The organism is Micromonospora globbae (genome assembly GCF_036184225.1).
GTDB lineage: Bacteria > Actinomycetota > Actinomycetes > Mycobacteriales > Micromonosporaceae > Micromonospora > Micromonospora globbae.
Genome location: NZ_CP108084.1, coordinates 2,892,841 through 2,911,063, shown reverse-complemented (window position 1 = coordinate 2,911,063; position 18,223 = coordinate 2,892,841). Strand labels below are relative to the sequence as shown.

The 18,223-nt window shown below is 72.1% G+C and carries 18 protein-coding genes, 1 tRNA gene and 1 pseudogene; 12 read left to right on the top strand and 8 right to left on the bottom strand.

Going from position 1 to position 18,223, the window contains the following annotated elements; all coding sequences use genetic code 11:
- The first annotated feature begins 48 nt into the window (after positions 1-48).
- Together OG994_RS12835 and OG994_RS12830 are read left to right on the top strand one after the other, a co-directional pair.
- On the top strand, positions 49-1,788 hold the full coding sequence (locus OG994_RS12835; protein WP_120330986.1) for a CTP synthase: 1,740 nt from the start codon (positions 49-51) through the stop codon (positions 1,786-1,788).
- Entirely contained in the window at positions 1,785-2,390 is a 606-nt protein-coding gene (locus OG994_RS12830; protein ID WP_328853393.1) for an NUDIX hydrolase, read from the top strand. The genes OG994_RS12835 and OG994_RS12830 overlap by 4 nt, the downstream gene beginning before the upstream one ends.
- A 61-nt stretch (positions 2,391-2,451) precedes the next feature.
- Here the strand turns inward: OG994_RS12830 and OG994_RS12825 are convergent, their stop codons facing one another.
- The gene (locus tag OG994_RS12825; RefSeq protein WP_120330988.1) at positions 2,452-2,727 is read right to left on the bottom strand and encodes a TM2 domain-containing protein; all 276 of its coding nucleotides are present in this window, start codon (positions 2,725-2,727) and stop codon (positions 2,452-2,454) included.
- Positions 2,728-3,021: 294 nt separating this feature from the next.
- On the opposite strand from OG994_RS12825, the gene ald reads away from it, so the two are divergent.
- From ald to OG994_RS12795, 6 genes are all read left to right on the top strand, one after another.
- Complete coding sequence (gene ald, locus OG994_RS12820) at positions 3,022-4,137, top strand: alanine dehydrogenase (protein WP_328853392.1); 1,116 nt, start codon at positions 3,022-3,024, stop codon at positions 4,135-4,137.
- Between the two features lie 12 nt (positions 4,138-4,149).
- Positions 4,150-5,142 carry a site-specific tyrosine recombinase XerD gene (locus OG994_RS12815; RefSeq protein WP_328853710.1) on the top strand — a complete coding sequence of 331 codons (993 nt, stop codon included), beginning with the start codon at positions 4,150-4,152 and terminating at the stop codon, positions 5,140-5,142.
- A gap of 227 nt (positions 5,143-5,369) precedes the next feature.
- Positions 5,370-6,293 (top strand): ParA family protein, encoded by a 924-nt coding sequence (locus tag OG994_RS12810; RefSeq protein ID WP_120330991.1) that lies wholly within the window; start codon positions 5,370-5,372, stop codon positions 6,291-6,293.
- A gap of 41 nt (positions 6,294-6,334) precedes the next feature.
- Positions 6,335-7,273 (top strand): segregation and condensation protein A, encoded by a 939-nt coding sequence (locus OG994_RS12805; protein ID WP_328853391.1) that lies wholly within the window; start codon positions 6,335-6,337, stop codon positions 7,271-7,273.
- A gap of 4 nt (positions 7,274-7,277) precedes the next feature.
- Entirely contained in the window at positions 7,278-8,222 is a 945-nt protein-coding gene (gene scpB / locus OG994_RS12800) for an SMC-Scp complex subunit ScpB (protein WP_328853390.1), read from the top strand.
- Entirely contained in the window at positions 8,209-8,973 is a 765-nt protein-coding gene (locus tag OG994_RS12795) for a pseudouridine synthase (protein WP_120330993.1), read from the top strand. Before scpB ends, OG994_RS12795 begins: the two co-directional genes overlap by 14 nt.
- Before the next feature lie 3 nt (positions 8,974-8,976).
- Here the strand turns inward: OG994_RS12795 and tnpB are convergent, their stop codons facing one another.
- Together tnpB and OG994_RS12785 are read right to left on the bottom strand one after the other, a co-directional pair.
- Positions 8,977-10,362 (bottom strand): IS607 family element RNA-guided endonuclease TnpB, encoded by a 1,386-nt coding sequence (tnpB, locus tag OG994_RS12790; RefSeq protein WP_120330994.1) that lies wholly within the window; start codon positions 10,360-10,362, stop codon positions 8,977-8,979.
- Complete coding sequence (locus OG994_RS12785) at positions 10,356-10,634, bottom strand: hypothetical protein (RefSeq protein WP_120330995.1); 279 nt, start codon at positions 10,632-10,634, stop codon at positions 10,356-10,358. The genes tnpB and OG994_RS12785 overlap by 7 nt, the downstream gene beginning before the upstream one ends.
- A 35-nt stretch (positions 10,635-10,669) precedes the next feature.
- On the opposite strand from OG994_RS12785, the gene OG994_RS12780 reads away from it, so the two are divergent.
- From OG994_RS12780 to OG994_RS12765, 4 genes are all read left to right on the top strand, one after another.
- Positions 10,670-10,825: a hypothetical protein gene (locus tag OG994_RS12780; protein WP_328853389.1), complete on the top strand. Its 156-nt coding sequence runs from the start codon at positions 10,670-10,672 to the stop codon at positions 10,823-10,825.
- Positions 10,826-11,217: 392 nt separating this feature from the next.
- Positions 11,218-11,898 (top strand): (d)CMP kinase, encoded by a 681-nt coding sequence (cmk, locus tag OG994_RS12775; protein WP_328853388.1) that lies wholly within the window; start codon positions 11,218-11,220, stop codon positions 11,896-11,898.
- Positions 11,899-12,001: 103 nt separating this feature from the next.
- Positions 12,002-13,402: a ribosome biogenesis GTPase Der gene (gene der, locus OG994_RS12770; RefSeq protein ID WP_328853387.1), complete on the top strand. Its 1,401-nt coding sequence runs from the start codon at positions 12,002-12,004 to the stop codon at positions 13,400-13,402.
- A 457-nt stretch (positions 13,403-13,859) separates the two neighbouring features.
- A tRNA-Pro gene (locus tag OG994_RS12765) sits at positions 13,860-13,933 on the top strand.
- 84 nt (positions 13,934-14,017) lie between these two features.
- Here OG994_RS12765 and OG994_RS12760 read toward each other — a convergent pair.
- From OG994_RS12760 to OG994_RS12735, 5 genes and pseudogenes are all read right to left on the bottom strand, one after another.
- A complete protein-coding gene (locus OG994_RS12760) occupies positions 14,018-15,175 on the bottom strand; it encodes a tyrosine-type recombinase/integrase (protein WP_328853709.1) in 1,158 nt (385 codons plus the stop codon).
- Positions 15,176-15,222: 47 nt separating this feature from the next.
- Positions 15,223-15,489 (bottom strand): helix-turn-helix transcriptional regulator, encoded by a 267-nt coding sequence (locus OG994_RS12755; protein WP_407942583.1) that lies wholly within the window; start codon positions 15,487-15,489, stop codon positions 15,223-15,225.
- Between the two features lie 202 nt (positions 15,490-15,691).
- A pseudogene (locus OG994_RS12750) lies at positions 15,692-16,788 on the bottom strand (AAA family ATPase).
- Positions 16,785-17,885, bottom strand: a complete 1,101-nt coding sequence (locus OG994_RS12745) for a bifunctional DNA primase/polymerase (protein WP_407942606.1) — start codon at positions 17,883-17,885, stop codon at positions 16,785-16,787. Before OG994_RS12745 ends, OG994_RS12750 begins: the two are co-directional and overlap by 4 nt.
- Positions 17,886-17,946: 61 nt before the next feature.
- Positions 17,947-18,189 carry a hypothetical protein gene (locus OG994_RS12735; protein ID WP_328853384.1) on the bottom strand — a complete coding sequence of 81 codons (243 nt, stop codon included), beginning with the start codon at positions 18,187-18,189 and terminating at the stop codon, positions 17,947-17,949.
- Positions 18,190-18,223: the final 34 nt, after the last annotated feature.

Here is an 18,223-nt window from a genome sequence, read left to right as displayed (position 1 = left end):
TCGGCTCGGCGGTCTGCACGACCGCGACGGACGACACGGGAGCAGGCCTTGGCCCCTTCAGCACGGACGACCAGGCACATCTTCGTCACCGGGGGCGTGGCCTCCTCGCTCGGTAAGGGGCTCACCGCCTCCAGCCTCGGCAACCTCCTCACGGCGCGTGGGCTCCGCGTGGTCATGCAGAAGCTCGACCCGTACCTGAACGTCGACCCGGGGACGATGAACCCCTTCCAGCACGGTGAGGTCTTCGTCACCGAGGACGGCGCCGAGACCGACCTCGACGTCGGCCACTACGAGCGGTTCCTGGACCGGGCGCTCTCCGGCAAGGCGAACGTCACCACCGGCCAGATCTACTCGGACGTGATCGCCAAGGAGCGGCGCGGGGAGTACCTCGGCGACACGGTCCAGGTCATCCCGCACATCACCAACGAGATCAAGTCCCGGATCCTCGGCATGGCCGACCCGGACGCCGACGGCCAGGTCCCCGACGTGGTGATCACCGAGGTGGGCGGCACCGTCGGCGACATCGAGTCGCTGCCGTTCCTGGAGGCGATCCGGCAGGTCCGTCACGACCTGGGCCGGGACAACTGCTTCTACCTGCACGTCTCGCTGGTGCCGTACCTGGCGCCCTCGGGCGAGCTGAAGACGAAGCCGACCCAGCACTCGGTGGCGCAGCTGCGCAGCATCGGCATCCAGCCGGACGCGCTGGTGCTGCGCTGCGACCGGGAGATCCCCGACAAGGTGAAGCAGAAGCTGTCGCTCTACTGCGACGTGGACCGGGAGGCGGTCACGGCCGCTCCGGACGCGCCCAGCATCTACGACATCCCGAAGGTGCTGCACCGGGAGGGGCTGGACGCGTACGTGGTGCGCCGGCTCGGCCTCTCCTTCCGGGACGTGGACTGGAGCAGCTGGGACGACCTGCTGGAGCGGGTGCACCGGCCCCGGCACACGGTGACGGTCGCGGTGGTCGGCAAGTACGTCGACCTGCCCGACGCGTACCTGTCGGTGAGCGAGGCGATCCGGGCGGCCGGGTTCGGCCACCGGGCCCGCGTGCAGCTGCGCTGGGTGCCCAGCGACGACTGCGTCACCCCGTCCGGGGCGGCGGCCGCCCTGGCCGGCGTGGACGGCGTCGTCATCCCCGGCGGCTTCGGCGTCCGCGGCATCGAGGGCAAGATCGGCGCGTCCCGGTACGCCCGGGAGAACCGCATCCCGCTGCTCGGCCTCTGCCTCGGCCTGCAGTGCATGACCATCGACGTGGCCCGGCACCTGGCCGGCCTGGAGGGTGCCAACTCGCTGGAGTTCGACGAGGAGGCCCGCCACCCGGTCATCGCGACGATGGCCGACCAGGAGGACATCGTCGCCGGCAAGGGCGACCTGGGCGGCACCATGCGGCTCGGGGCGTACCCGGCGAAGCTGGCCGAGGGTTCGCTGGTGGCCGAGGCGTACGGCAGCAGCGAGGTCAGCGAGCGGCACCGGCACCGGTACGAGGTGAACAACGCCTACCGTGACGCGCTCACGAAGGCGGGCCTGCACATCTCGGGCACGTCGCCGGACGGGCGGCTGGTCGAGTTCGTCGAGCTGGACCGCGAGCTGCACCCGTTCTTCGTGGCCACGCAGGCGCACCCGGAGCTGAAGAGCCGTCCGACGCGGCCGCACCCGCTGTTCGCGTCGTTCGTCCGGGCGGCCATCGCGTACTCGCAGGCCGACCAGCTCCCGGTGGACCTCGACGCGCCGGAGGCGGAGCAGGCCGCCCGCAACGGCGTCGCGGCGAAGGCGACCTCGGCGTCGTGAGCGCCGTCGAGCACCGCTACGAGGTCCGTTCCCGGCAGCAGCGCTGGTCCGGCCGGGTATTCGAGGTGGTCACCGACGAGGTGACCATGCCGGGCGGCGGGACCGCCGCCCGGGACGTCGTGCGTCACGTCGGCGCGGTGGCCGTGGTGGCGCTGGACGACGCCGGCCAGGTGGTGCTGATCCGCCAGTACCGGCACGCGGTGGGTCGGCACCTGTGGGAGCTGCCCGCGGGGCTGATGGACGTCTCCGGGGAGGACCTGGCGGCCGCCGCGGCGCGGGAACTGGCCGAGGAGGCGGACCTGACCGCCGGGCGGCTGGACGTCCTGGTCGACCTGCACACCTCACCGGGGTTCACCGACGAGGTGGTGCGGGTGTTCCTGGCCCGGGACCTGGCCGACGTGCCGCCGGAGCAGCGGCACGAGCGCCGTGACGAGGAGGCCGACCTCCAGGTCCTCCGGATCGACCTCGACGAGGCGGTGGGCATGGTGCTGGCCGGCGAGATCACCAACTCGCCGGCGGTGGCGGGGCTGCTCGCCGCCGTCCGGGCCCGTGACGCGGGTTGGACGGCGCTGCGGCGGGCCGACGCGCCGTTGCCGCGCTGAGTTTGGGACGACGAAAGGGGCCGTGCGGCACGCCGCACGGCCCCTTTCGTGTGGCCGGGTGTCAGTCGCGCAACGGGCGACCCTGCCCGTCGACACCACCGTTGACGAGGATCAGGATCCCGTCGATGAAGCCCCAGATGCCGCCGATGCCGCAGGTCACGATCGTCACGACGAGCTGCAGCACGCCGATCTTGGTGTGACCCATGTAGAACCGGCCGACGCCGAACGAGCCGAGCACGATGCCGAGGATGCCCGCGACGACCTTGCTCTTGTCGGAGACGCCCTGGGGGTATCCGGGTCCCTGGGGGTACCCGGGCTGATACGGAGGAGTGGTCATGACGGGACACCATATAGATCCACTGGTCTCCTGTCCGCAGCGGCACCCCCATGGTGGGACGATGATGGACAAATACTGTCCTGACGGCTGAGGGTGGCCTCCCCCGCGGGCCCGGTCCCACACCTGACAATCCGTCAGCGGGCGCCGGCACCGAATGTCACTCTGCTGGCCCTCGCGGCCCGGCGGCGCGCCTAGACTGCCGCCGGCGGGACCGGTGGACCGCGGCGGCAACGGGGCCGTCACGCACCGCGCAGTCGGGGGCCGAGAGCGCCCCTGGAGAGAGGTGACTCCATCGTGAAGGTCGGAATCCCACGCGAGGTCAAGAACCACGAGTACCGCGTGGCGATCACGCCGGCGGGCGTCAACGAGTTCGTCCGCAGCGGTCACCAGGTATTCGTCGAGTCCGGCGCCGGCGTGGGGTCCAGCATCACCGACGACGACTTCGCCGCGGCCGGCGCCAAGATCCTCCCCACGGCCGACGAGGTGTGGGAGACCGCGGAGCTGGTGCTCAAGGTCAAGGAGCCGGTGGCCGAGGAGTACCACCGGATGCGCGAGGGGCAGGTGCTCTTCACCTACCTGCACCTGGCCGCCTCGAAGGAGTGCACCGACGCGCTGATCGACCGCCGGGTCACCGGCATCGCGTACGAGACCGTGGAGCTGCCGGACCGGTCGCTGCCGCTGCTCGCCCCGATGTCCGAGGTGGCCGGTCGGCTCGCCCCGCAGGTGGGCGCGTACCACCTGCAGGCGCAGGGCGGCGGGCGCGGCATCCTCATGGGCGGCGTCTCCGGGGTGTACGCGGCCAAGACCGTGGTCATCGGCGCGGGCGTGTCCGGCATGAACGCCGCCGCCATCGCGCTCGGCCTGCAGGCCGAGGTGCTGCTGCTGGACAAGAACGTCGGGCGGCTGCGCCAGGCCGACGCCATCTACCGCGGCCACCTGCAGACGGTCGCCTCCAACGCGTACGAGATCGAACGGGCCGTGCTCGACGCGGACCTCGTCATCGGCGCGGTGCTGGTGCCCGGCGCCAAGGCCCCGACGCTGATCTCCAACGAGCTGGTCTCCCGCATGAAGCCGGGCAGCGTGCTCGTGGACATCTCCATCGACCAGGGCGGCTGCTTCGAGGACTCGCGCCCCACCACCCACGCCGACCCGGTCTACCGGGTGCACAACTCGATCTTCTACTGCGTGGCGAACATGCCGGGCGCCGTGCCGCACACCAGCACGTACGCCCTCACCAACGTCACCCTCCCGTACGCCCTCGAACTGGCCAACCACGGCTGGCGCGAGGCCCTGCGCCGGGACCCCGCCCTCGCCCTCGGCCTGAACACCCACGACGGCCACGTCACCTACGGCCCGGTCGCCGAGGCCCACGGCATGGGCGTCCTCCCGCTGGCCGACGTGCTCGACTGACGGGACGGCGGACTGAGCACCACGACGGACGGGGCCGGCGCGGGCGGGGAACCCGCGCCGGCCCTGCGCCGCGCGGTGCGCGGCTACCTCGACCACCTCACCGTCGAACGGGGACTGTCCCCGAACACCCTCGCGTCGTACCGCCGGGACCTGGACCGCTACCTGGCGACGCTCGCCGCGGCCGGGATCGCCGACCTCGCCGCGGTCGGCACCGACCTCGTCGAGGCGCACCTGGCCCGGCTGCGCGCCGGCGAGGACGGGCACCCGCCGCTCGCCGTCTCCTCGGCCGCCCGCGCCGCCAGCGCCGTGCGCGGCCTGCACCGGTTCGCGCTGCGCGAGGGCCTGGCCGGGGCCGACCCGAGCCGGGACGTGCGCCCGCCGACCCCGCCGCGCCGGCTGCCCCGCGCGCTGCCGGTCGACGACGTGGTCCGGCTGCTGGAGACGGCCGGTCCGGTCACCGCCACCGGCGACGGCGCGCCGCTCGCGCTGCGCGACCGGGCGCTGCTGGAGTTCCTGTACGGCACCGGGGCGCGCATCTCCGAGGCGGTCGGGGCGGCCGTGGACGACGTGGACCCGGACGAGGGGACCGTGCTGCTGCGGGGCAAGGGCGGGCGCAGCCGCCTCGTGCCGATCGGCGGGTACGCCGTCGAGGCGCTGCGCGCCTACCTCGTACGGGCCCGCCCCGCGCTGGCCGCCGCGGGTCGGGGCACCCCGGCGGTCTTCCTCAACGCCCGCGGCGGGGCGCTGTCCCGGCAGGGTGCGTGGACGATCCTGCGCCGCGCCGCCGAGCGGGCCGGGCTGCCGGTCGACGGTCCGGCCGCGGTCTCGCCGCACACGCTGCGCCACTCGTACGCCACCCATCTGCTCGACGGCGGGGCCGACGTCCGGGTGGTGCAGGAACTGCTCGGTCACGCGTCGGTGACCACCACCCAGGTCTACACGCTGGTCACCGTCGAGCGGCTGCGGGAGGTGTACGCGACCGCGCACCCGCGCGCCCGGGGCTGACCCGAGCCGGCGACCCCGGGGTCTCGCCGCGCGCGACCGGCGGGCCGCGCGGCTCGACCGCGACCCGTCCGACACGCCGAGCGGCTACTGAACGGCCTGCTGGCCGGTGGCGTACAGTCGGCATCGGCGGATCCCCTGGAGCTGTCGGGCCGGGGTGCGCAGCGGCGCCGCGAGGGACGTCGGACGGCTCCGACGCCGGGTGGTCGTCGGGAGGGGGCAACGAGGACATGGCGGGCAACGAGGACCGTGCCGAGACGTGGACGTCGGAGCTCCGTGAGCAGCAGGCCACCCTCGGCGCCGACCTCGGCCCCGCGGACCCGGCCGCCTACACCATGCGCAAGCCGATCCCCGAGCCGATGCCGACCGACCGGCACGGCCCGGCGCGGATCATCGCGATGGCCAACCAGAAGGGTGGCGTCGGCAAGACCACCACGACGATCAACCTGGGTGCGGCCCTCGCCGAGTACGGCCGCAAGGTGCTGCTGGTCGACTTCGACCCGCAGGGCGCGCTCTCGGTGGGGCTGGGCGTCAACCCGCACAACCTCGACCTGTCGGTCTACAACCTGCTCATGCAGGACGACATCACCGCCGAGGACGTCCTGATCAAGACGGACGTGGCGGGGCTGCACCTGCTGCCGGCCAACATCGACCTCTCCGCCGCCGAGATCCAGCTGGTCAACGAGGTCGCCCGGGAGATGGCCCTGGCGCGGGTGCTGCGGTCGATCCGCAAGGAGTACGACTTCATCCTGATCGACTGCCAGCCGTCGCTCGGCCTGCTGGCCATCAACGCGCTGACCGTCGCGCACGGCGTGCTCATCCCGCTGGAGTGCGAGTTCTTCAGCCTGCGCGGTGTCGCGCTGCTGCTGGACACCATCGACAAGGTGCGCGAGCGGCTCAACTTCGACCTGGAGCTCGAAGGCATCCTCGCCACCATGTACGACAGCCGCACCACCCACTGCCGGCAGGTGCTCCAGCGGGTGGTCGAGGCGTTCGGCGACAAGGTCTACCAGACCGTGATCACCAAGACGGTGAAGTTCCCCGAGTCCACCGTCGCGGGCGCCCCCATCACGACGCTCGACCCGGCCTCGTCCGGTGCGCGCAACTACCGCCAGTTGGCCCGTGAGGTGATCGCCGCGCAGGCCGAGCGGTAGGTGCCGGTGCCCCGTCGCGCCCCGTCCACTACGGTCGTCGCGTGACCGCCCCGCCCCTCGACCCGCCCACCGCGCCCGACCAATCGTCCGGGACCACCGCCGGCCCCGGCGCGGAGGAGACCGGCCCGGGGGAGAGCGGCTTCACGGTCCGGCTGGCGAACTTCACCGGCCCGTTCGACCTGCTGCTCCAGCTCATCGGCAAGCACAAGCTGGACGTCACCGAGGTGGCGCTGCACCAGGTCACCGACGAGTTCATCGCCTACATCCGGGCGATGGGCGACCAGTGGGACCTGGACGAGGCCAGCGAGTTCCTGCTCATCGCGGCCACCCTGCTCGACCTGAAGGCGGCCCGGCTGCTGCCCGCCGCCGAGGTGGAGGACGAGGAGGACCTGGCGCTGCTCGAGGCGCGGGACCTGCTCTTCGCGCGGCTGCTGCAGTACAAGGCGTTCAAGGAGGCCGCCGCGCACCTCGCCGAGTTGGAGGCCGAGGGCGGCCGGCGGTACCCGCGGGCGGTCGCCTTGGAACCCCGGTACGCCGAGGCGCTGCCCGACCTGGTGCTCGGCATCGGCGCGGAGCGGCTGCGCGCGCTCGCGCTGCGGGCGCTCACCCCGAAGCCGGTGCCCGAGGTGTCCATCGCCCACGTGCACATGGTCCGGGTCAGCGTCCGGGAGCACGCCGCGATCATCGCGGACCGGCTGCGCCGGGCCGGCACCGCCACCTTCTCGACGCTCTGCGCCGACTGCGAGGCCACCCTGGAGGTGGTGGCCCGGTTCCTGGCCCTGCTGGAGCTGTACCGCGAGGGCCTGGTGGCCTTCGTCCAGGAGCAGGCGCTGGAGGAGCTGACCATCCGTTGGACCGGCCCCGCCGACGGGGGGCCGGACCTGCAGATCGACGAGTACGCCGGCACCCCCGCCGAGACCGGCGCCGCGGGAACGCCGACGCCCACCGGAACCCTCGACGCGGGCACCAGCGAGGATTGACGCGATGAGCACCGAGGAGCACCGCAACTCACTGGCCGACCAGGCGGCCGCCTGGGTCCCGCCCTGGGAGCGGCCCCGCCCGCCCCGCGACACCCCACCGGACGCCGGCGACGACTCGCCACGCCCCGATCATGGTGGGGAGACGCCCCCCGAGGGGGCAGCAGCGTCGACGATCCCAGCCGAGCCCGAGCCCGAGCCCGAGCCCGAGCCCGAGCCCGAGCCCGAGCCCGAGCCCGGTGCGCCCGAGCCGGTGCCCACGGCCGAGCCCGATCCCGGCGAGCCAGCGGCCGCCGAGCCCGCGGCCGGCGGGCCCGAGCCGGTGGCGGGCGCGGCGGCCCGCGTACCGTCGAAGCGGCCGGCGCAGCGGCGGCGCGCGACGGCCCCGGAGCCGGCGCGGCAGCTCGACGACGCCGAGCTGCGCGGCGCCCTCGAGGCGATCCTGCTCGTCGTGGACGAGCCGGTGAGCGAGGCGACCCTGGCCGACGTGCTGGAGCAGCCGGCGACGCGGATCGGCGCGATGCTCGACGAGATCTCCGCCGGCTACACCGCGGCCGGGCACGGCTTCGACCTGCGGCGCGCCGCGGGCGGCTGGCGCCTCTACACCCGCCCGGAATACGCGACCTACGTGGAGCGGTTCGTGTTGGACGGGCAGTCCGTCCGGCTGACGCAGGCCGCTCTGGAGACCCTCGCGGTGGTCGCCTACAAGCAGCCCGTCACCCGGTCGCGCATCTCGGCGATCCGGGGTGTCAACTGCGACGGCGTGATCCGTACCCTGGTCACCCGCGGACTGGTCGAGGAGTGCGGCACCGAACCCGAGAGCGGTGCGTTCCTCTACCGGACGACCCCCCTGTTCCTGGAGAAGCTGGGCCTGAACAGCGTCGACGAGCTGCCGCCGCTCGCGCCGTTCCTGCCCGACGATGTGGAAGAGCTGAGCGATGCCACGCGATGACCGCACACCCCCGACCGACGCCCCGGCGGGCGCCGAGCGCCTGCAGAAGGTGCTCGCCGCCGCCGGCGTGGGCTCCCGGCGCGCCTGCGAAGACCTGATCTTCCGGCGCCGGGTGACCGTGAACGGGCGGGTGGCGCAGCTCGGTGACAAGGTCGACCCGGCCACCGCCGTGATCCACGTCGACGGGGAACGCGTCGTCACCGACACCCGCCTGGTCTACCTGGCCATGAACAAGCCGCGCGGGGTCGTCTCGACGATGGCCGACGAGAAGGGGCGCACGGCGCTGGCCGACTTCCTCGGCAACCGGGTGGAGCAGCGCGTCTACCACGTCGGGCGGCTCGACGCCGACAGCGAGGGGCTGCTGCTGCTCACCAACGACGGCACGCTGGCGCACCGGCTCATGCACCCGTCCTACGGGGTGTCGAAGACGTACCTGTGCGAGGTCGCCGGGCCGATCCCGCGCAACCTCGGCAAGCGGCTGACGGCCGGCGTCGAGCTGGAGGACGGGCCGGCGAAGGTCGACGCGTTCCGGGTGGTGGACACGCTGGGACGGACCGCCCAGGTGGAGCTGACCCTGCACGAAGGGCGTAAGCACATCGTCCGCCGGATGCTGGCCGAGGTCGGGCACCCCGTCTCCCGGCTCGTGCGCACCGCCATCGGGCCCATCCGCCTCGGGGACCTGCGCCCCGGGCGTACCCGGCGGCTCACCAACGCCGAGATCGCCGCCCTGTTCAAGGCGGTGGGTGACTGACCGTTACCGCTCGGCGCGTCTTGGTTGCGCACGATTGGTAGTCCCTCCTTGCGGTGGGACGGTCCCGGTCTGACCGGCGGGTGCCGTGCCGGGTTCACGCTTCACGGCCGCCTGCCCGCGTGCGCGGGTCTTACGGTCGGCTCCACGTGCTGCCACCGGGCCACTCCCGGCGGGTTTGAACTCGGCCGCTAGTGCGGCCAGGTTCAGTGAGGCGTTGTGATCGCGGTCGATGGTGAGGCCGCACGCCTGGCAGGTGTAGTCGCGGTCGGACAGCGCGAGTTTGGCTTTCACCGCGCCGCAGCCCGAACAGGTTTTACTTGACGGGTACCAGCGGTCGGCGGTGATTAGCTGGCCGCCGTTCCAATCGGTCTTGTAGGCGAGCTGACGGCGGATCTGCGCGAATCCAGCGTCGGCGATGTGCCGGGCCAATGTTCGGTTGCGCAGCATGCCGGTCACGTTGAGGTCTTCCACCACGACCGTGCCGTACTCGCGGGCGAGTCGGGTGGTCAGCTTGTGCAGGCCGTCGCGACGCAGGTTCGCCACCCGGGCGTGCACGCGGGCGAGTTGGTTCGCGGTCCGCTGCCAGCGGTTCGACGCGCGCTGTCCGGTGCTCCGGTCTGGGCCGACCTTGCGCGACAGTACCCTGCCGAGGTGCCGCAGTCGGGTGTGCGCGGCGGCCAGGTGGCGCGGGTTGTCGACCAGCTCGCCGGTGGACAACACCGCGAGGTGCCTGATCCCGAGGTCCACGCCGATCACCGAACCCGGCCGGACCGGTGTACGTTCGGCACGATCAACCTCGACGCAGAACGCCACATGCCACCTGCCGCCGTCGCGGCGCACGGTCGCGGACATGATCCGGGCTGTGCCGGCCTCCAGCCGGCGGGCCAGCTTACGAGCCGACTCGTGCAACTTCAGCCGGCCAAGCCGGGGAAGCACGATGTGCTTGCGGTCAGGCTCGACGCGGATGGCGCCGGTTGTGAACCGCACGGACGGGGTGGTGCGGCGGCGGGACTTGAACCGGGGAAACCCGACCGGGCGTCCGGCACGCGTGCCGCTGCGCGAGTCGGCCCAGTTCTTCAACGCACGGGCCAGCTGGTCAAGACCGGTGTTGAACGCCTCCTTCGAGCACTCCCGCCACCACGGGGCGACCTGCTCCTTGCTGGCGTTCCACGCCCTCCGCAGCGCTGGTAGCGTCCACGACATGCTCGGGGTGAGCAACTGCTCCGGCACGCCATAGGACCGCTCCGCGGCGCGCTGCTCCATCACGGCCTTCACCCGCGCCAGCGCCCAATTGTGGGCAACACGCGCGGCCCCCGCGTGCGCCAGCACCGCCCGTTCCTGGACCGGACTCAGATCCAAGGCAAACCGAAACGCCTGGACCGTCAACACGCCGAGTCATCCCTGATGACGGCCTCGACAGCATGCCGCGCCCGGTCCGCGGCAACAAGCTCCTCGTAGAAGCGGACGCACAACGACACCTCAGTCACGTCGCCTACGAGATCGTCATCCACCCCGGCCGGGTCGGCCGCGAGCAACCGGCGACCCTGCGTGGCGAGAGCGGCGTCACACATGCTCCCCGCCGAACCACAACGACCGGCCTGGTACTCAACCACAATCGTCGTCACCGAATCCGGCAGCCACGCGACGAATCCCTCAGGCACCCGTCGAACGCCGAGCCACCCTCAGTCACCACCTGGTGCATCCTGAAATTGCGCTCAGCAGCCCACTCGGCGACCCGGGCCTCCTGCCGACCCAGACCCACTTCCTGCACGCCGACGGGACGCCCGCGTACATCAGCGACCTACCCCGCCCCCGAAACCCGCACCAGCCACTGGCCAGCCAACCGTCATGAAACGACCCAACCCTCGGAACAGTCAGCGTCCCGGACTCGTAACGCCGCCGCCGGTCGTATACGAAATCCCCATGGCCGACGTTACCCCTTCAAATTCACACAGCGATTGTTAATGCTCAGAATACGCAAGCACACCATCATGGCGGCGGTTGACCTCCCCGCCGGGCGGGTACCGCCACCGGTAGGCTCCGTGGCGGCCGCGCGGCGTGCTTCCGTGGCGACGGCCGCGTGGTGTGCTCCGTGCGGGCGGGCCGATGGTGCCGTGGCGCGGGTCGCGCGCCCCGGCGTCCCGCGCGCCCCGGGTCGGGGCGGCGGGCATCATGGACGAGGGACATCCGCTCACGGCGCCGGAGGGCCGGCGATCCGCGAGGTACGGGCTGAGGAGGACGACGGTGGAGGAAAACGTGCGAGCCGGGCGATGCGTGGTCGCTGTGGACGGGCCGTCCGGTTCGGGGAAGTCCACCGTCTCCCGGCGGCTCGCCGCCGGTATCGGTGCCCGCTACCTGGACACGGGCGCGATGTACCGGGCGATCACCTGGGCGGTGCTGCGCTCCGGGGTCGACCTCACCGACGCCGAGGCGGTCGCCAAGGTCGCGGGTGAGGTGGACCTGCGTATCGGCACCGACCCCGAGGGGTACGCCGTGACCGCTGACGGGGTCAGCGTGGACAAGGAGATCCGTGGGCCGGAGGTGACCGGCGCGGTGTCCGCCGTGGCGGCCGTCCCGGCCGTCCGCGCGCTGCTGGTGGCCCGGCAGCAGGAGATGATCGCCAACGCCGGCCGGATCGTGGTCGAGGGCCGCGACATCGGGGCCGTGGTGGCGCCGGACGCCGACCTGAAGGTCTACCTGACCGCCTCGGAGGCGGCCCGGGCGGCGCGGCGCAGCGCCGAGGACGCGACCGACGCGGCGGTGACCGCCGCCGACCTGGCCCGCCGGGACCGTCTCGACTCGACCCGCAAGACGTCGCCTCTGCAGCAGGCGCCGGACGCCGTGGTGCTCGACACCACCGAGCTGGGCATCGACGAGGTCGTCCAGCGGCTGCGCGACCTGCTCGCCGAGCGGGGAGTGGCATGAGCGGGCGCGTCGCGGGGCGTCGTGGCGTCCCGAGCGAACAGCGAATTATCGGGCACAGCACGGTCGAGCCTCGTGGCGACGCCGGCCAGAGGGAGGCGTCGGCATGAGCGAGGGTGGTTGGGTCGAGCTGCGGGAGCCGGACCTCGAGACCGAGGAGCCGACCGGCCCGCAGCCGGTGGTTGCCGTCGTGGGCCGTCCCAACGTGGGCAAGTCGACGCTGGTCAACCGGATCATCGGCCGCCGGCAGGCGGTCGTCGAGGACGTTCCCGGCGTGACGCGTGACCGCGTGCCGTACGACGCGCAGTGGGCCGGTCGGGCGTTCACCGTGGTGGACACCGGCGGCTGGGAGCCGGACGCGAAGGACCGGGCGGCGGCGATCGCCGCGCAGGCCGAGGCGGCGGTGGCCACCGCGGACGTGGTGCTGTTCGTGGTCGACGCCATGGTGGGCTCGACCGACGTGGACGAGGCGGCCGTGAAGATGCTGCGGCGCAGCGCCAAGCCGGTCATCCTGGTGGCGAACAAGGCCGACAACGCCTCGATCGAGATGGAGTCCGCCTCGCTCTGGTCGCTCGGCCTGGGCGAGCCGTACCCGGTCTCCGCGCTGCACGGCCGGGGCTCGGGCGAACTCCTCGACGCGATCATGGACGCGCTGCCGGAGGCGCCACCGGTCGCCGAGCACCGGCCACGGGGCCCCCGTCGCGTCGCGCTCGTCGGACGCCCGAACGTGGGCAAGTCCAGCCTGCTCAACCGGTTCTCCGGTGAGGAGCGGGCGGTGGTCGACTCGGTGGCGGGCACCACCGTCGACCCGGTGGACAGCCTCGTGCAGATCGGCGGCGAGACCTGGCACCTGGTCGACACGGCCGGGCTGCGCAAGCGGGTCGGGAAGGCCAGCGGCACCGAGTACTACGCGAGTCTGCGGACGGCCTCGGCCATCGAGGCGGCCGAGGTGGCGGTGGTGCTGCTGGATGCCAGTGAGCCGATCAGCGAGCAGGACCAGCGGATCCTGTCCATGGTCACCGAGGCCGGCCGGGCCCTGGTGATCGCGTTCAACAAGTGGGACCTGGTCGACGCGGACCGCCGCTACTACCTGGACAAGGAGATCGACCGGGAGCTGCGCCGGATCCCGTGGGCGATCCGGCTGAACCTGTCGGCCGCGACGGGCCGGGCCGTGGACAAGCTCGCGCCGGCGCTGCGCAAGGCCCTCGCGAGCTGGGAGACCCGGATCCCGACGTCCCAGCTCAACCAGTGGCTCACCGCCCTGGTGCAGGCCACCCCGCACCCCGTGCGCGGTGGGCGGGCGCCGCGGATCATGTTCGCCACGCAGGCCGGCGTGGCGCCGCCGCGGTTCGTGCTGTTCACGACCGGGCCGCTGGACGCCGGCTACCAGCGCTTCGTCGAGCGCAAGCTCCGCGAGGAGTTCGGCTTCGAGGGCAGTCCGATCGAGATCTCCGTACGCCCGCGGAAGAAGGTCGGCCCGGGCGGCCGGGGCAAGGCGCACGGCTGATCGGACCCGAGGCGGGATCCGCCGGCCCCGACGTCGTACGGGGTGACGGGGCGTCCGATGGGTGTGTTCACCCGGCAGCTCTTCCTCGGCGACACGCTCGGGGCCTTGAGCCGCCGGGGTGCTTGGGGTCGGGTTCTCTGTGACACGTGGTCAGTTGGGGTCGGGGTGCGTGGCACCCCGACCCCTTGATCGATCTGATGCCTCCGGCACCGGAGTGTCCGCCGCAATCGGACCGCGCTTGGGAGTCGATCAAGGCCGGAAGCTCGGTGGTTCTTCCCGTCGACGCCGTCGCCCCTATACCTATCCTCCTAGGATGCTTTAGCGGTGGTGGGGCAGGTCATGCAGGCAGGACCGGCGTCGCGCCGCTGGGTGCGTGGCGGGTGGGGCCTGTGCGGACGGCGTGAGGAAGCTGCGCTAAGCTGTACCGGTTGCCGCAGGGGAGACCATGCGGCAGCATCGGGACGTGGCGCAGTTTGGTAGCGCACTTGACTGGGGGTCAAGGGGTCGTCGGTTCAAATCCGGCCGTCCCGACAGCATGAAGAAAGGCCGCTGACCGGAGCGTATGCCCTGGTCAGCGGCCTTTCGCTTGTGCTGAAACAGTCGCGCGTCGGCGAGCTAGACGGCGCGTAGCTGGGGACCAGTTGGGGACCGGCGAGCCTTCAGGTGGGCGCTCAACGCCTCTCCCGCGTCCGTGATCGACTGTCGGTCGGGGTGTAGGTATCGCTGCGTTGTGCTGAGCGAACCGTGTCCAGCGATCTTCCGTAGGACGTGTACCGGCACGCCTGCGTCGGCCATCCAGGTCAGCCCGGTATGCCGTAGGTCGTGCCGGCGTAGATGTTCGTAGCCGAGCTGGGTGACCACCTCATCCCAATGCGTCGCGTCCCGCAGCACCGCGGTGGTGATCCGGCCGCCGCGCGGCCCGGTGAACAGTCGGGCATCGGGCTTGGACACGGCGTCCAGGCGGTGAGCAACGATCGGCCGGACCTCTTCGATCAGCGGCACGGTGCGGGCACGTTTGCCCTTGGTGCCTTTGTCGATAAGGCCACCGGGGCTCGGCGTGGTCTGCCGGCGCACAGTCCACATCCAGGTTTCCCGGTCGATGTCCTCGGCCCGGACGCCGGACACCTCGCCGATCCTGGCGGCGGTGCAGGCTGCGAATATCACCACGTCGGCCCAGCCGGTGAAGTGGTTCGCGGACCGCTCGACCAGTGCATGGGCGAGCCGAGTCAGCGCGTCCCAATCCGGCAGTGCGAGCGCGCGGGGATCGTCCAGCTCGTCCGCCGCCCGCCGGTATTCACGCTGCCATCCGGTTACCTGTGCGGGATTCCGCTCGATGATGCCGTCACGTACGGCCTGCTCAAGTACCCGGACCAGCACGGCAAGACTGTTCTTCACCGTTGACCGGCTGCACTCGTCGGCGATCCAGGAGTGAACGGCCCGATCTACGGCACCGTTGGTGATCATTCGCACCGGTATGTGGCCGAGCGTTGGAACAACTCGCTTGCGCCACCCCGCCAGGTAGGGATCAAGCGTCTTGCGTTCCAACCCGCGCAGTGCCAGCGTCATCACGCTCTCGCCGTACTCGGCAAGACGCTTGGTCGCCGCGAGCGGATCGACGCCACCCTGTGCGGCACTTGCCATTCCGTCGATCCACGCTTGCGCCTCTTCCGGCGTCGCGACCGAGATCGACTTGGATAGGCGTCGTTTGCTCGTCGGGTCGGTCCACCGGACGCGCGCACGGTAGGGGCGTTCTCGGCCGGGCCGGCACTCCACATCGGTCGCCAGGCGTATGCCGATCGGCGGCTGCTGAGGTGCCACCGTCACGCCGCCTGCGGGTAGACGCGACGCTCGAACAACCAACGCTCCACATCGGCCGTCGCGTACTTCACCACCCGGTCCGAGATCTGGATAAACGGCGGACCCTGAAAGGGCGGGGCGGTGCGCCAGCGTCGGATGGTCGACGGGTCTACGTCAAGCAACTCGGCAAGCTCCTCGGTGGACATAAACGGCTTGGGCGAGAGGCGGATGGTCATATCTCCTTCCTGAGCGGTGGCGTTTGGTGGCTGATTCTGCGGCACGAGTCGCACGTTGAGCGCCTTTCTGACCGGGTGCGGGTTTGGGGGTGGGTCGATGGCTCGGCGTCTCAGCGGGCGTTAGGGCGGCCCGCTGAGAGCGCCGTAGAGCCAAGATCTTTGGGTTCCGAGGGTGGTTGGGTAGGGCCTGGGCTGAAACATGGCGCATCGCTCGTGTTTCAGCTGATCTGATCGACTGACCCCTGATATGCCGGTGTCACCGATCCTCGATAACGTTTTCGCTGGTCAGGGCCGGTCGGGTGACTCCGGTGACTCGGGTGACAGCGGGGACACCTAGGCGGGGAGCCGGTACCGGCCGCCGGGGTCGCAGGCGACTTGGCCGGCGTCGAGCATCCGACCGCAGGTCTTCTTCACGTTGGCCTCGCCCAACCCGGTGCCCTGTGCGATGGCCTTGGGCGTGCTGCCGGGGTTTTGGCGTAGCCAGCGCAGGATCGCGGCGCGGGTGTCGCTGACCTCGTGGTGCTCGGCGGGGCCGTCGAGCATGGTCCACGCCCCGGCGGCCGGGTCGAACGCCAGCGCGTATTCCGCTTCGTCGACGTCGCGGCCGGTCACGTGCAGCACGCCATCGGCCGACCCGCGCGGGCGGCGCAGCACGAGGGTGGCGTCAGCGGCCCCGGCGAGGCCGTTGGTGCCGGACACGGCTTCCAGGAAGTCATCCGATCCGGCCTTGCGGACGTGATGCACGAGCACCACCGCGACGCCGTAGGCGTCGGCTACCTTCTTCGCCCGGCCTACGGCGGCGTAGTCGGCGTCGTAAGCGGACATGCCCGGCGCGGACGATCCGCGTAGCTTGGCGAACACGTCGATGATGACCATGCGGGCGTTGCGGTTGCGGTCCAGCCACGCGGCGATGGCTTCGTCACCGCCTTGCGGCAGCGGCGGGCACGCCGTGGCCAGGGTGAGGCCGGTCGGTGCGGGTCGTCCGGCGAGGATCCTTCCCATGCGGGACTGCAACCGGCGCGGGGTGTCCTCCAACGCGAGGTACAGCACCGGTCCCGGCTCGGTGTCGATGCTGCCGAACGCCTTGCCACCCTCGGCGACGGTCAGGCCGAGGCCGAGGGACAACCACGACTTGCCGACCTTCGGCGGCCCGGCGAGCAGGTTCACGCCCTCGGACAGCACACCGGGCACCGCCCAGCGTGGGGGAGGGAACTCCATCGCCATCAGGTCAGCGGCGGTCCACGCGGTGCGGATACGACCCGGCTCCCGCCGGATCGGAGCGATGACCTCGGCGGCCGTGTCGTCGCCCGGCTGCACCACGCGCAGGTCGGGCCGCTCGGCGGGGGCGCTCATGCCGCCACCGTTCGGGGACGGCGCGCCCCGGCACGCAGCCCGGACGCGATGGTGCGCGCCGTCTCGACGGGCCGTAGGCCGGCGGTGTGGGCGGCGTCGGTGAGCACGGCAGTGGCGTCGTCCTCGGCGAGCGCGCCACCGGCCACGAGCTGGCCGAGGGCAACCGCGGAACGGTAGAGCGCGTGATTGCGGCCGCCGGGTGCGGCGCCGGTGACCTCGGCGACCTGGCGGCGGATCGCCGCGTCAAGGTAGGCGGCGCGGCGGCCGGTGCCAAGGTCCACCACGACGGGCCGCTGAGGCGGCAGCGGTGCCGGCGTCAGCAGCGCTGCGAGCCATGCCGGCAGCGGCGCGGGGTCGGTGTCCAGGTCCACGGTGTAGGGACGCCCGGCGACGGTGCTGCCGGCCGCGACGACGTAGCCGCCATGGGCGCGGGTGTCCACCATCGGGCCGAGGGTGCCGGCCGTGTTGCGCAGCGCCGGCCCGGTTGCCGGGTGCCGGTAGTACAGGTGGGTGCCGCCTCTGCCGGTGGTCACGGTGTAGGTCGGGGCGATGCGCGCGCCGTGGTTGGCGGCCAGGTCGGCGAGCACGGCCAGGCCGTCACGCCCACCCTCGGCGGGACTCTTCGGCGTGTCCAGATCAACCACCACCAGCGCGGACGGGCCGCACGCCACGCCGATGCCGTAAGGGCCGGCGGACCAGCAGCGGCGGACACGGGCCGGGTCGGTGGTGGCGCGGGCCTGCCAGTCACGCACGGCGGGCCGCTTGTCGTCGGGGCGTAGCGGGAAGATGTGCCATCCGCGTTCGGCGTGGGCGAGCGCGGCGGCGAGCAGGTCAGACATGCTGTCTCCTGTCGTGTTCAGGCGGTGCGGCGGTGGGCGCGGGCGGCGGCTAGGTCGATCAGCGCGCCGCCCGCGTCGGCGGTGTCGGCGGCCGGGGCACGGCGGCCCGTGGCGGTGAGGGTGAGTCGCAGGTAGAGCCGGTAGCGGCCGGCGTCTGTGCCGGTCAGCGGCCGGCGGATGCCGTGCTGGGTGAGGTGCCCGGCGTCGGTGAGCGCGGCGGTTGCGGCGTCCAGCTCGGCCGGCGTGCCGGTCAGCCAGACTTCAAGGCCGGACAGGCGCGCGTCGCGGGGCGATGGCCGGTCATGGCGTGGGCGGGTGGTCATTGGTGGCCGCGCTGGTACTCGGTGCGGATGTACTCGATGACGCGGCGGCCCACGCGGGGGCGCTTGCCGGTGCCGGCGCAGTGGTGGCATTCGCGCTTGAGTCGGATGATCAGGCCGCGCCGGTCGCCCGTGCCATTGCAGCGGCGACAGGGGCCGAACGGCATCGCGTAGCACTTGATCAGATACCACGCTGCGTAACCGGCAATGGCGAGGCTAGCTAGCAGGGCGAGGTTGACCACGATTCGCCTCCCGAGGGCCGCTTCAGGGTGCAGA

Excerpts from the sequence above, each read along its gene's own strand:
- OG994_RS12825 (WP_120330988.1), bottom strand. The coding sequence starts at position 2,727 with ATGACCACTCCTCCGTATCAGCCCGGGTACCCCCAGGGACCCGGATAC.
- OG994_RS12810 (WP_120330991.1), top strand. The coding sequence starts at position 5,370 with ATGGCGGGCAACGAGGACCGTGCCGAGACGTGGACGTCGGAGCTCCGT.
- scpB (WP_328853390.1), top strand. The coding sequence starts at position 7,278 with ATGAGCACCGAGGAGCACCGCAACTCACTGGCCGACCAGGCGGCCGCC.
- OG994_RS12795 (WP_120330993.1), top strand. The coding sequence starts at position 8,209 with ATGCCACGCGATGACCGCACACCCCCGACCGACGCCCCGGCGGGCGCC.
- der (WP_328853387.1), top strand. The coding sequence starts at position 12,002 with ATGAGCGAGGGTGGTTGGGTCGAGCTGCGGGAGCCGGACCTCGAGACC.